This window comes from Rhodococcus sp. JCM 9793 (assembly GCF_055380405.1).
Map to the genome: position 1 here is coordinate 3,426,631 of NZ_AP043721.1, position 14,054 is coordinate 3,440,684.

General features: G+C 62.1%; 6 protein-coding genes and 3 rRNA genes. All 9 read left to right on the forward strand.

The annotated features are described in order from the left end of the window. Positions 1-10: 10 nt before the first annotated feature. Positions 11-1,210, forward strand: a complete 1,200-nt coding sequence (locus tag ACZ46K_RS17920) for an argininosuccinate synthase (RefSeq protein ID WP_054807534.1) — start codon at positions 11-13, stop codon at positions 1,208-1,210. 3 nt (positions 1,211-1,213) lie between these two features. Then, a complete protein-coding gene (gene argH / locus ACZ46K_RS17925; protein WP_464743966.1) occupies positions 1,214-2,644 on the forward strand; it encodes an argininosuccinate lyase in 1,431 nt (476 codons plus the stop codon). Positions 2,645-2,768: 124 nt separating this feature from the next. Beyond that, positions 2,769-5,756, forward strand: coding sequence for an alpha/beta fold hydrolase (locus ACZ46K_RS17930; protein ID WP_464743968.1), 2,988 nt, complete (start codon positions 2,769-2,771; stop codon positions 5,754-5,756). Positions 5,757-5,795: 39 nt separating this feature from the next. Beyond that, a complete protein-coding gene (locus ACZ46K_RS17935; protein WP_054807378.1) occupies positions 5,796-6,017 on the forward strand; it encodes a Trm112 family protein in 222 nt (73 codons plus the stop codon). Further along, positions 6,002-6,619 (forward strand): DNA-3-methyladenine glycosylase, encoded by a 618-nt coding sequence (locus tag ACZ46K_RS17940; protein ID WP_464743970.1) that lies wholly within the window; start codon positions 6,002-6,004, stop codon positions 6,617-6,619. Before ACZ46K_RS17935 ends, ACZ46K_RS17940 begins: the two co-directional genes overlap by 16 nt. Before the next feature lie 22 nt (positions 6,620-6,641). Beyond that, on the forward strand, positions 6,642-7,919 hold the full coding sequence (gene tyrS / locus ACZ46K_RS17945) for a tyrosine--tRNA ligase (protein ID WP_464743971.1): 1,278 nt from the start codon (positions 6,642-6,644) through the stop codon (positions 7,917-7,919). A 467-nt stretch (positions 7,920-8,386) separates the two neighbouring features. Continuing rightward, positions 8,387-9,907: ribosomal RNA gene (locus ACZ46K_RS17950) — 16S ribosomal RNA — on the forward strand. Positions 9,908-10,211: 304 nt separating this feature from the next. Further along, a 23S ribosomal RNA gene (locus ACZ46K_RS17955) occupies positions 10,212-13,348 on the forward strand. Positions 13,349-13,416: 68 nt separating this feature from the next. Next, positions 13,417-13,533 (forward strand): 5S ribosomal RNA (rrf, locus tag ACZ46K_RS17960). The 16S, 23S and 5S rRNA genes sit together here, the layout of an rRNA operon. The last annotated feature ends 521 nt before the right edge of the window (positions 13,534-14,054 follow it).

Here is a 14,054-nt window from a genome sequence, read left to right on the forward strand (position 1 = left end):
CACAATCACCATGGCCGATCGCGTCGTACTCGCCTACTCGGGCGGGCTGGACACCTCCGTTGCCATCAGTTGGATCGGCAAGGAGACCGGCAAGGAGGTCGTCGCCGTCGCCATCGATCTCGGCCAGGGCGGCGAGGACATGGAGGTCGTCCGTCAACGCGCCCTCGACTGCGGCGCTGTCGAAGCCGTCGTCATCGATGCCAAGGACGAGTTCGCAACCGAGTACTGCCTGCCGACCGTGCAGGCCAACGCTCTGTACATGGACCGCTACCCGCTGGTGTCCGCCATCAGCCGCCCGCTGATCGTCAAGCACATCGTGCAGGCCGCTCGTGAGCACGGCGGGACCATCGTCTCGCACGGCTGCACCGGCAAGGGCAACGACCAGGTTCGTTTCGAGGTCGGTTTCGGTGCCCTCGCTCCCGACCTGCAGGTCATCGCGCCCGTCCGTGACTATGCCTGGACCCGCGAGAAGGCCATCGCATTCGCCGGTGAGCACGGTCTGCCGATCAACGTCACCAAGAAGTCCCCGTTCTCGATCGACCAGAACGTCTGGGGCCGCGCCGTCGAGACCGGCTTCCTCGAGGACCTGTGGAACGCCCCGACCAAGGACGTCTACGACTACACCGAGGACCCGACCCTCAATTGGCAGACCCCGGACGAGGTCATCATCAGCTTCGAGGCCGGCCGTCCCGTCGCCATCGACGGCAAGCACGTCACGATGCTCGAGGCGATCCAGCAGCTCAACAAGCGTGCCGGTGCTCAGGGTGTGGGACGCCTCGACATGGTCGAAGACCGTCTCGTGGGCATCAAGAGCCGCGAGATCTACGAGGCACCCGGAGCCATCGCGTTGATCAACGCCCACCAGGAACTCGAGCACGTCACACTCGAGCGTGAGCTCGGCCGCTACAAGCGGCGCGTCGAAGAGCGCTGGAGCGAGCTGGTCTACGACGGCCTGTGGTTCTCCCCCCTCAAGTACGCGCTCGACGCCTTCGTCGAGAAGACCCAGGAGCGCGTCACCGGCGACATCCGCATGGTCATGCACGGCGGGCACATCTCGGTCAACGGACGTCGCAGCCCCGAGTCGCTGTACGACTTCAACCTCGCCACCTACGACGAGGGCGACACCTTCGACCAGTCGAACGCCAAGGGCTTCGTGCAGATCCACGGACTCTCCTCGAAGGTTGCGGCCAAGCGGGATCTGGGACTGTAGGCGATGACCCAGGCTCACGGCACCAACGAAGGTGCCCTGTGGGGCGGCAGGTTCGAATCCGGACCTGCCGCCGCCATGGCGGCCCTGAGCAAGTCCACGCACTTCGACTGGGTGCTCGCCCCGTACGACGTGCGCGCGTCGCAGGCCCACGCGAAGGTACTGCACCGTGCGGGTCTGCTGACCGAGTCCGATCTCGCGACGATGCTCGGCGGTCTCGAACGGCTCGCCGCGGACGTCGCGTCCGGTGCGTTCACCCCGGCCGAATCCGACGAGGACGTCCACGGTGCGCTCGAACGCGGGCTCATCGAGCGGGTCGGTCCCGAGGTCGGTGGGCGGTTGCGCGCGGGCCGGTCGCGAAACGACCAGGTCGCCACGCTGTTCCGGATGTGGCTTCGCGACGCGGCCCGACGCATCGGTGACGGGGTACTCGACGTCGTCGAGGCGATCGCCGGTCAGGCGGCGGCGCACCCGGACGCGATCATGCCCGGCAAGACGCACCTGCAGGCCGCTCAGCCCGTGCTCCTCGCACATCATCTGCTCGCGCACGCGCATCCGTTGTTGCGAGACGTCGACCGTCTGCGCGATTTCGACAAGCGCGCTGCCGTGTCGCCGTACGGGTCGGGTGCGCTGGCGGGGTCGTCCCTCGGACTGGACCCTGATGCGATCGCGGCGGATCTCGGATTCGACTCCGCTGCGAGCAACTCGATCGACGCCACCAGCTCGCGCGACTTCGCGGCCGAGGCCGCGTTCGTGTTCGCGCAGATCGCGGTCGACCTGTCGCGGATGGCGGAAGAGGTGATCCTCTGGAGCACACCCGAATTCGGTTACGTCACACTCGCCGATGCGTGGTCCACCGGATCGTCGATCATGCCGCAGAAGAAGAACCCCGACGTCTCCGAGCTCACTCGAGGTAAGGCCGGACGTCTGATCGGCAACCTCACCGGGCTGCTGGCCACACTCAAGGCGCAACCGCTCGCCTACAATCGGGATCTCCAGGAAGACAAGGAACCGGTCTTCGATTCGGTTGCGCAGCTCGAGTTGTTGCTGCCCGCGATCGCTGGGCTCGTCGCGACATTGACGTTCCACACCGACCGGATGGCAGAACTTGCACCGGCCGGTTTCACCCTCGCAACAGACATTGCCGAGTGGATGGTCCGCCAGGGCGTGCCGTTCCGGGTTGCACACGAAGCGGCCGGAGCATGTGTTCGTGTCGCGGAAGGACGCGGTGTCGGGCTCGCCGACCTCACCGACGACGAACTCGCCGCGGTTGATTCCGCGCTCACTCCAGAGGTCCGTGAGGTGCTCACGGTCGAGGGATCGGTAGCGTCTCGGAACGCGCGCGGCGGCACGGCCGGGGTCCGCGTCGTCGAACAGCTCGGTGGAGTGCGCTCGGAAGCGAAGTCCCTGCGCTCGTGGGTGCGCCCGACCGAGTAGAGCTCGGGCACGCCGGTTGCCCTGTCGGAAGACACTCCGCAGGTCGGCACCGACAGGTGTCGGCCGTGTGGCAGTCTGAGAGCCGTAAACCGGGGTGCCGGACGCCGGGTGGAGGGGGCGGTAGGTGGAACTCAGTGGTGAGGCGGTGATCGGGTCCCTGCGGCGGATCATTGCGACGGCGCAGAACGGTCTCGAGGTAGTGCGATTCGGCGGCCTGGAATCAGGGGCGGCACCATCCCCGTTCCAGGTCGTCGTGCGCACACCGATGTACCGGCTCCGTCGGTACTTCCCCGAATCCGACACCGCCACCTCGGGAATTCCGATCGTGCTGGTACCGCCGATGATGATGTCTGCCGACGTGTACGACGTCACGCCGGGCACGGGTGCTGTCGGGTTGCTGCATTCGCTGGGGCTCGACCCGTGGGTTGTCGATTTCGGCTCTCCCGACCAGGAAGAGGGCGGGTGGGGCCGCACGCTCACCGACCACATCGTGGCCCTCGACGAGATCATCGATCGGGTCCACGAGTACACGGGGCGCGACATCCACCTGTCGGGGTACTCACAGGGCGGAATGTTCTGTTATCAGGCCGCGGCATATCGGCGGAGCCGGAACATCGCGAGTCTCGTAACGTACGGCAGCCCCGTCGACACGCTCGCAGCGCTTCCATTCGGTATCCCTGATGCGGTTGCGGTCAGGTCCGCGGATTTCTTGGCCGACCACGTGTTCAACCGGCTCGCGATCTCGGGCTGGATGGCGCGCACGGGCTTCCAGTTCCTCGATCCCGTCAAGACCGTACGCTCCCGCATCGATTTCCTCCTGCAGTTGCACGACCGTGAGGCACTGTTGCCGCGTGAGCCACAGCGCAGGTTCCTCGATACGGAAGGCTGGGTTGCCTGGTCGGGGCCGGCCGTCGCCGAGTTGCTGCGCCAGTTCATCGCCCACAATCGGATGATGAGCGGCGGGTTCGTGATCAACGACCGAGCCGTCAGCCTCGCGGAGATCACCTGTCCGATCCTCGCCTTCGTCGGAGAGGTCGACGACATCGGCCAGCCGCTCGCGGTCCGAGGTATCCGCAAGGCCGCACCCCGCGCCGAGGTATACGAGTATTCCCTGCGCGCGGGGCATTTCGGACTTGTCGTGGGATCGGTTGCTGCACAACAGACTTGGCCTGCTGTGAGTGAATGGGTGCAGTGGCGTGACGGCCACGGTGACCGTCCCGTCGGTGTGGTCCCGATGGAGACGCCGGATCCGCACGGTGAGGACGAGACCGGCGTGACGTTCGGTAACCGCATCACCCACACCGCCACGACGATCGTCGAGGTGGGTACCGAACTCGTCGAAGGGGTCGCCGACCTCGCTGCCGGCGCTGTGCGGGGCGCCCGCGAACTGTCGAGCGAGGCGGTGCGCGCCCTGCCGCGGCTTGCTCGGTTGGGTCAACTCCAATCCCACACTCGCATCTCCGTGGGAGGCCTGCTCGCGGAGCAGGGCAGCAAGGCGGCGCAGCGAGAGTGTTTCATCTACGACGACCGGGTGTACACGTACGAGGTCGTCAACGCTCGAATCGATTCCATCGTCCTCGGCCTCGTGAGTTGTGGGATTCGTCCGGCCATGCACGTCGGCGTCCTGATGGGAACTCGTCCCAGCGCGATGGCTGCTGTTGCGGCGGTGTCGCGACTCGGTGGCGTGTCGGTGATGTTGGCCCCGGGTCCCGACCTTGCCGAGGCCATCAGGCTCGGTGTCGTCGAGAAGATCATCACCGATCCGGAGAACCTCGACCGTGCCGCTGACACCGGTCTTCCCGCGCTGGTCCTCGGCGGCGGCAATGTGCGCGACCTGGACGTTCCGTCGGACGCCGACGTGGTCGACCTCGAACGTCTCGACGTGTCGACCGTCGAGTTGCCGGGGTGGTACGTCCCCAATCCCGGACTCGCCCGTGAACTGGCGTTCGTGCTGTTCACCGGTAGCGGCGACGCGCTCGAGATGAAACGGATCACGAACCATCGGTGGGCGCTGTCGGCGTTCGGAACCGCGACCGCGGCGTCACTCGACCGCGGGGATACCATGTATTGCCTTGCACCGCTGCATCATTCGTCGGGTCTTCTGGTGGGGCTCGGGGGAGCGCTTGCGGGTGGAGCACGTATCGCATTGTCGCGGGAATTGGACCCGGCGCGGTTCCGCGAGGAGATCCACCGCTACGGGGTGACGGTGGTGACCTACACCTGGTCGATGCTCCACACCGTCCTCGACAGCTCATCCTGGCACTCCGACGACATCCATCCCATCCGGCTGTTCCTCGGGTCCGGCATGACACCGGGACTGTGGCGCCGCACTCTGGAGAGGTTTGCGCCGGCCCGTGTCCTCGAGTTCTACGCCTCGACCGAGGGCGACATAGTGCTCGCGAACGTGTCCGGAGCGAAGATCGGCGCGAAGGGGCGACCGTTGCCGGGCAGCGCCGAGGTCCGGTTGGCTGCCTACGACGCGGTGGCCGGGCGACTCGTCGAAGACGAGCGCGGATTCGTGCGTGAGTGCGATCCCGACGAAGTCGGGCTGTTGCTCGGCCGACGAGGACATTCTGCGGAAAGCCTCACCGGAGTGATGCGCGGTGTCTTCGAACCCGGCGACAGCTGGATCCTCACAGAGAACCTGTTCAGGTGCGACGCGGACGGCGACTTCTGGCTCCTCGACAACAAGCGATCGGTCATCGTGACACCGCACGGCCCCGTCTATGCACAACCGGTCGTCGACGTCCTCGGCAGCCTCCCGCGCGTCGACCTCGTGGTGTCGTACGGAGTGACCGTCGGTCACCGCGATATCGCGGTGGCGGCAATCACTCTCCGTGAGAATCGGGCGCCGACGGCTGCCGAGATCACCGTCGCACTCGACGCTCTACCGGTCGGGGAGCGTCCGGATCTGGTTCACGTGGTCGGCGAGATACCTCTCGGACCGTCGTACCGGCCGATCGCCGAGGTCCTGCGCGCGCGAGGATTACCTGCCCCCAGCGTCAGGTCCTGGTGTGCAGATCCGGCGACGGGGACCTACCGGCGGTTCACCAAGGCGGTATCGACGAAGTGGACGTCGGGCACGCATCGGACCGGTCCGGTCGCGCGGTAACCTGAGCGCGTTGACCATCAGCTCGTCGAGAGGATATCCGTGGCCGTCGATCCCACACTGTTGAGCATCCTGGCCTGCCCGCAGGACAAGGGGCCGCTTCTGCTCGTCGACGACACGGTGTTGTACAACCCCAGGCTGCGACGCGCGTACCCCATCGAGAACGGAATACCGGTTCTGCTCGTCGACGACGCGCGTGACGTCTCCGACGCCGAGCACGAAGATTTCGTCGCGCGCGGTGTTGCCGGATGGGTCGCAAGCTGACCTCGGATCGTCTTTCGGAGCTCGATCCGGTTTCTGCAGCGCGCGCCCTGCTGGCTGCCCACATCAGGGTCGGTGAGGTGACGCTCCGAATCACCGAGGTCGAGGCCTACGGTGGACCCGAAAGCGGCCCGTGGCCGGATCCGGCCGCGCACTCGTACCGAGGGCCGACCGGCCGCAATCGGGTCATGTTCGGACCGGCCGGCCACCTGTACGTCTATCGCAGCTACGGCATCCACCACTGCGCGAACATCTCGGTCGGTCCCCACGGTGTGGCCGCCGCAGTGCTGTTGCGCGGTGCCGAAGTGATTGCCGGTGAAGCGGACGTCCGGACGCGGCGGACACCCGGCACCTCGGCGGAGAATCTCGCGCGCGGCCCCGGGAATCTCGCGGAAGCGTTGGGGTTGACCCTCGACGACAACGGTCTCGACGTCTTCGCGTCGAACGCACGGGTGTCGGTCACCTTCCCCGATGGGAAGACGCCGGTGGAGGCCGGTCCGCGAGTGGGGATCAGTGTCGCTGCCGACCGAACGTGGCGGTTGTGGATCCCCGGCGGAATCGGTGTCTCTGCATACCGAAGAAGCCCACGCGCTCCGATGCCCTGAACAGGAATGGGATGATCGACGGGTGACTGAGCAAATTCTGGACGAACTGACCTGGCGCGGGCTCATTGCCCAATCGACTGATCTCGACGCACTCCGACGGGACCTCGATGCAGGTCCGATCACGCTCTATGCCGGATTCGATCCCACCGGGCCGAGCCTGCACGCAGGTCACCTCGTGCCGCTGCTCGCGCTCAAGAGATTCCAGCGCGCCGGTCATCGGCCGATAGTGCTCGCCGGCGGCGCAACCGGACTGATCGGCGATCCGCGTGATGTGGGGGAGCGCACCATGCAGTCCGCCGACACCGTCGCCGACTGGTCTGATCGCATCCGCGGTCAACTCGAACGGTTCGTCGACTTCGGCGACCCCGACACCGGCGCGGTGGTGGTGAACAATCTCGACTGGACGGGTCAGCTCAGTGTCGTCGACTTCCTACGCGACATCGGTAAGCACTTCTCCGTCAACGTCATGCTCGCGCGCGACACCGTCAAGCGCCGCCTGGAGGGCGACGGTATCTCGTACACCGAGTTCAGCTACATGCTGCTCCAGGCCAACGACTACGTGGAACTTCGTCGCAAGTACGGGTGCGCGCTCCAGGTCGGTGGGTCCGATCAGTGGGGCAACATCATCGCAGGCGTGGAACTGAATCGACGCACCGACGGAGCCTCGGTGCATGCCCTGACCGTTCCGCTCGTGACCTCGTCGGACGGCAAGAAGTTCGGGAAATCGACCGGTGGTGGAAGCCTGTGGCTCGATCCGGAGATGACGAGCCCTTATGCCTGGTACCAATACTTCGTCAACGCGGCAGACGCCGACGTCATGAAGTACCTGCGGTGGTTCACGTTCCTGTCGCGTGAGGAACTGGCGGAACTCGAGACCGCGACCGCCGAGCGTCCGCACGCACGCGAGGCGCAGAAGCGTCTTGCAGCGGAGATGACGAATCTTGTCCACGGTGAAGCGAATACCCGTGCGGTCGAGCACGCCAGCCTTGCGTTGTTCGGACGTGGCGACCTCGCGGAGCTCGACGAGGGAACGCTCGCCGCCGCGCTGACCGAGGCCTCGGTCTCGGAGGTGCGGGCCGGCGAGCCGAGCACCATCGTCGATCTCCTCGTCACGACGGGACTGTGTGAGAGCAAGGGGGCGGCACGGCGGACGGTGAAGGAAGGCGGCGCGTCGGTCAACAACGTCAGAGTCTCGAGCGACGATTGGACACCGTCGGAGAACGATCTGCTCCACGGCCAATGGATGGTCGTGCGTCGCGGAAAGCGGAACTTCGCCGGAGTGCGCGTCGTCCGGGACTGACGCGAAGCTACGCCACCGCTATCAGGACGCTGACCAGGCGATTTGACGCCCTGTTAGCGGTGGCGTAACTTTATCGTCGTTCGAGCGACAGGGACACCAACCCGAACCGAGAGGGTCGGGGTTATGGTAGTGTTCACGTTCGCAAGGGCAATTGCAGGAAAAGTTCGAAGAGGGTTTGGGCCTTCAAGAACTTCTGTGATAGGTTGGAACGGTTGCCCCGGAGCTGGTCGGAAGTGATTTCGAGCGGCGATGGTGAGCGCGTGTTCTTTGAGAACTCAACAGTGTGCCGATGAATGTCAGTGCCAATATTATTTGGTGCGACCAACCGATTTTGTCGGTGGTCGATTGCTGATCATCACATTCTTCCGTCTGTGGTGGTCAGTGTTTTGCTAGTTTGAGTTTGAATGCTAGTGATTTGGCTCTTTTGTCTATGACCGATTAGCTCTTCGGAGTGAAATCAAGAGTCTTTTACGGAGAGTTTGATCCTGGCTCAGGACGAACGCTGGCGGCGTGCTTAACACATGCAAGTCGAACGATGATGCCCAGCTTGCTGGGTGGATTAGTGGCGAACGGGTGAGTAACACGTGGGTGATCTGCCCTGCACTTCGGGATAAGCCCGGGAAACTGGGTCTAATACCGGATACGACCACGGGATGCATGTCCTGTGGTGGAAAGGTTTACTGGTGCAGGATGAGCCCGCGGCCTATCAGCTTGTTGGTGGGGTAATGGCCTACCAAGGCGACGACGGGTAGCCGGCCTGAGAGGGCGACCGGCCACACTGGGACTGAGACACGGCCCAGACTCCTACGGGAGGCAGCAGTGGGGAATATTGCACAATGGGCGAAAGCCTGATGCAGCGACGCCGCGTGAGGGATGAAGGCCTTCGGGTTGTAAACCTCTTTCAGCAGGGACGAAGCGCAAGTGACTGTACCTGCAGAAGAAGCACCGGCTAACTACGTGCCAGCAGCCGCGGTAATACGTAGGGTGCGAGCGTTGTCCGGAATTACTGGGCGTAAAGAGTTCGTAGGCGGTTTGTCGCGTCGTGTGTGAAATCCCGCAGCTCAACTGCGGGCTTGCAGGCGATACGGGCAAACTTGAGTACTGCAGGGGAGACTGGAATTCCTGGTGTAGCGGTGAAATGCGCAGATATCAGGAGGAACACCGGTGGCGAAGGCGGGTCTCTGGGCAGTAACTGACGCTGAGGAACGAAAGCGTGGGTAGCGAACAGGATTAGATACCCTGGTAGTCCACGCCGTAAACGGTGGGCGCTAGGTGTGGGTTTCCTTCCACGGGATCCGTGCCGTAGCTAACGCATTAAGCGCCCCGCCTGGGGAGTACGGCCGCAAGGCTAAAACTCAAAGGAATTGACGGGGGCCCGCACAAGCGGCGGAGCATGTGGATTAATTCGATGCAACGCGAAGAACCTTACCTGGGTTTGACATATACCGGACGACTGCAGAGATGTGGTTTCCCTTGTGGTCGGTATACAGGTGGTGCATGGCTGTCGTCAGCTCGTGTCGTGAGATGTTGGGTTAAGTCCCGCAACGAGCGCAACCCTTGTCTTATGTTGCCAGCACGTAATGGTGGGGACTCGTAAGAGACTGCCGGGGTCAACTCGGAGGAAGGTGGGGACGACGTCAAGTCATCATGCCCCTTATGTCCAGGGCTTCACACATGCTACAATGGTCGGTACAGAGGGCTGCGATACCGTGAGGTGGAGCGAATCCCTTAAAGCCGGTCTCAGTTCGGATCGGGGTCTGCAACTCGACCCCGTGAAGTCGGAGTCGCTAGTAATCGCAGATCAGCAACGCTGCGGTGAATACGTTCCCGGGCCTTGTACACACCGCCCGTCACGTCATGAAAGTCGGTAACACCCGAAGCCGGTGGCCTAACCCTTGTGGAGGGAGCCGTCGAAGGTGGGATCGGCGATTGGGACGAAGTCGTAACAAGGTAGCCGTACCGGAAGGTGCGGCTGGATCACCTCCTTTCTAAGGAGCAACTTCCTGTCTCGGATCGACACGTTGGTGTCGGGGGAGCAGGCAGAGCCATTTCGGATTCATATGTAATCCGGTGGTGCTCATGGGTGGAACGCTGACAAGTATCACTGCAGTAGAAGCGGGCTCAGTCTTGTTTCGTGGTGGTTATATCGGTGCGCTGTTGGGTCCTGAGAGAACACGTTGTTCGTGTTTGATCAGCGACGATGATCTACGAAAGTTCTTCGCTTGTGGGCGGGTTCCGGTAGGGGTTGTTGTGTGTTGTTTGAGAACTGCACAGTGGACGCGAGCATCTTTGTTGTAAGTGTTTATGAGCGTACGGTGGATGTCTTGGCACCAGGAGCCGATGAAGGACGTGGGAGGCTGCGATATGCCTCGGGGAGCTGTCAACCGAGCTGTGATCCGAGGATTTCCGAATGGGGAAACCCAGCACGAGTGATGTCGTGTTACCCGCCGGTGAATATATAGCCGGTGTGGAGGGAACGTGGGGAAGTGAAACATCTCAGTACCCACAGGAAGAGAAAACAACATGTGATTCCGTCAGTAGTGGCGAGCGAACGCGGAAGAGGCTAAACCATGGGTGTGTGATACCTGGCAGGGGTTGCACTTGTGGGGTTGTGGGGTTCATTGTGTCGGCGCTGCTGAGCCGGCCAACAGTAAGAAATCATCGTGTTAGTCGAAGTGGTCTGGAACGGCCTGTCGTAGAGGGTGAGAGTCCCGTAGACGAAAACATGGTGACTGTTGATGTGAATACCCAAGTAGCACCGGGCCCGTGAAATCCGGTGTGAATCTGTCGGGACCACCCGATAAGCCTGAATACTCCCTGGTGACCGATAGCGGACAAGTACCGTGAGGGAAAGATGAAAAGTACCCCGGGAGGGGAGTGAAATAGTACCTGAAACCGTGCGCTTACAATCCGTCAAAGCCGTCGAGCAGTTTGGTCTGCTGGTGGTGATGGCGTGCCTTTTGAAGAATGAGCCTGCGAGTTAGCGGCATGTCGCGAGGTTAACCCGTGTGGGGTAGCCGTAGCGAAAGCGAGTCCGAATAGGGCGTTGCAGTGGCATGTTCTAGACCCGAAGCGGAGTGATCTACCCATGGCCAGGGTGAAGCGACGGTAAGACGTCGTGGAGGCCCGAACCCACTTAGGTTGAAAACTGAGGGGATGAGTTGTGGGTAGGGGTGAAAGGCCAATCAAACTCCGTGATAGCTGGTTCTCCCCGAAATGCATTTAGGTGCAGCGTCGCGTGTTTCACTCTGGAGGTAGAGCTACTGGATGGCCGATGGGCCCTACAAGGTTACTGACGTCAGCCAAACTCCGAATGCCAGGGTGTGAGAGCGCGGCAGTGAGACTGCGGGGGATAAGCTTCGTAGTCGAGAGGGAAACAGCCCAGATCGCCGGCTAAGGCCCCTAAGCGTGTACTAAGTGGAAAAGGATGTGGGATCGCTGAGACAACCAGGAGGTTGGCTTAGAAGCAGCCACCCTTGAAAGAGTGCGTAATAGCTCACTGGTCAAGTGGTCCTGCGCCGACAATGTAGCGGGGCTCAAGTACACCGCCGAAGCCGCGGCATTCGCATAACACACGCATTGTCCTGCGGGATGGTGTGCAGTGGTGTGGATGGGTAGGGGAGCGTCGTGTGGCCGTGGAAGCAGCAGTGTGAACTAGTTGTGGAGGCCACGCGAGTGAGAATGCAGGCATGAGTAGCGAAAGACGAGTGAGAAACTCGTCCGCCGAATGACCAAGGGTTCCTGGGCCAGGTTAATCCGCCCAGGGTGAGTCGGGACCTAAGGCGAGGCCGACAGGCGTAGTCGATGGACAACGGGTTGATATTCCCGTACCCGTGTGAACGCGCCCATGATGAATCACCGGTACTAACTGTCCTGAAGCAGGTCTGTTCCCTTCGGGGGATGGGGTTGTGGATGCATGGGACCTTCGGTGGTAGTAGTCAAGCGATGGGGTGACGCAGGAAGGTAGCTGGGCCGGCTGGTGGAGTAGCCGGTGTAAGCCTGTAGGGCGAGTGGTAGGCAAATCCGCCACTTGTGAAGCCTGAGAGGTGATGCGTAGCCGTTGTGGTGAATTCAGTGATCCTATGCTGCCGAGAAAAGCCTCTAGCGAGCTTTCACATGGCCCGTACCCCAAACCGACACAGGTGGTCAGGTAGAGAATACTAAGGCGATCGAGATAACTGTGGTTAAGGAACTCGGCAAAATGCCCCCGTAACTTCGGGAGAAGGGGGACCTTGTCTGGTGATGAGTCTTGCACTCTGAGCTGGGTGGGGTCGCAGAGACCAGAGAGAAGCGACTGTTTACTAAAAACACAGGTCCGTGCGAAGTCGTAAGACGATGTATACGGACTGACGCCTGCCCGGTGCTGGAAGGTTAAGAGGACCGGTTAGCTGCACTTGTGTGGCGAAGCTGAGAATTTAAGCCCCAGTAAACGGCGGTGGTAACTATAACCATCCTAAGGTAGCGAAATTCCTTGTCGGGTAAGTTCCGACCTGCACGAATGGCGTAACGACTTCTCTGCTGTCTCGACCACAGACTCGGCGAAATTGCATTACGAGTAAAGATGCTCGTTACGCGCGGCAGGACGAAAAGACCCCGGGACCTTCACTATAGCTTGGTATTGGTGTTCGGTTCGGTTTGTGTAGGATAGGTGGGAGACTGTGAAGCGGGCACGCCAGTGTTTGTGGAGTCGTTGTTGAAATACCACTCTGATCGTATTGGATGTCTAACCTCGGACCCTGATCGGGTTCAGGGACAGTGCCTGGTGGGTAGTTTAACTGGGGCGGTTGCCTCCTAAAATGTAACGGAGGCGCCCAAAGGTTCCCTCAGCCTGGTTGGCAATCAGGTGTTGAGTGTAAGTGCACAAGGGAGCTTGACTGTGAGACTGACAGGTCGAGCAGGGACGAAAGTCGGGACTAGTGATCCGGCACCGGCATGTGGAAGCGGTGTCGCTCAACGGATAAAAGGTACCCCGGGGATAACAGGCTGATCTTCCCCAAGAGTCCATATCGACGGGATGGTTTGGCACCTCGATGTCGGCTCGTCGCATCCTGGGGCTGGAGTAGGTCCCAAGGGTTGGGCTGTTCGCCCATTAAAGCGGCACGCGAGCTGGGTTTAGAACGTCGTGAGACAGTTCGGTCTCTATCCGCCGCGCGCGTAAGAAACTTGAGGAAGGCTGTCCCTAGTACGAGAGGACCGGGACGGACGAACCTCTGGTGTGCCAGTTGTCCCGCCAGGGGCATGGCTGGTTGGCTACGTTCGGAAGGGATAACCGCTGAAAGCATCTAAGCGGGAAGCCTGTTCCAAGATGAGGTTTCTCACCCCCTTTGTGGGGGTAAGGCCCCCGGCAGACCACCGGGTTGATAGGCCGGATCTGGAAGCACAGTAATGTGTGGAGGTGACTGGTACTAATAGGCCGAGGACTTACCATGAAGGTGCTACGCGTCCACTGTGCGGTTTCTGAAACAGCACCCGTTTCGTCGGGATAGTTTCATAGAGTTACGGTGGTTATAGCGATAGGGAAACGCCCGGTCCCATTTCGAACCCGGAAGCTAAGCCTGTCTGCGCCGATGGTACTGCACTCGTCAGGGTGTGGGAGAGTAGGTCGCCGCCGAACACCCGTTCCGAAAGGGGACCCACTTGTATGGGTCCCCTTTCGTGTTTTTCATGAAAGGATTCTGCTGTGTCCGACAGCAACGGTGAACGTAGGTCCTTCCGAAGCGGAGGATCTACTCCGTGGTCGGGCCGGAGTGGCGACGACCGCCGGCGAGACAACGACCGCGGTGAAGAACGGAAAGACGACCGCCGACCGTCCTACGGCGGAGAGGGACGGCCCGCTCGTGGCCGGGACGACAATCGTGGTCGTGTCGACCGCCGCGAAGGTGATCGCCGAGGCGGGGAACGCCAGGGGGGCGACTCCCGTAGTGATCGTCCGGTCGGTGACCGTCCGCGCCAGGACCGGTCCGGTACCGAACGCGGTGGTGTAGACCGCCGCCGTGAAGATCGTGGGCGTCAGGGTTCCGGCTTCGGCCGCAACGATGACCGGCGCGGCAGTGACGATCGGCGTGGCAGTGACGATCGGCGTGGCAGTGACGATCGGCGTGGCAGTGACGATCGGCGCGGTGACCGTCCCGGGTA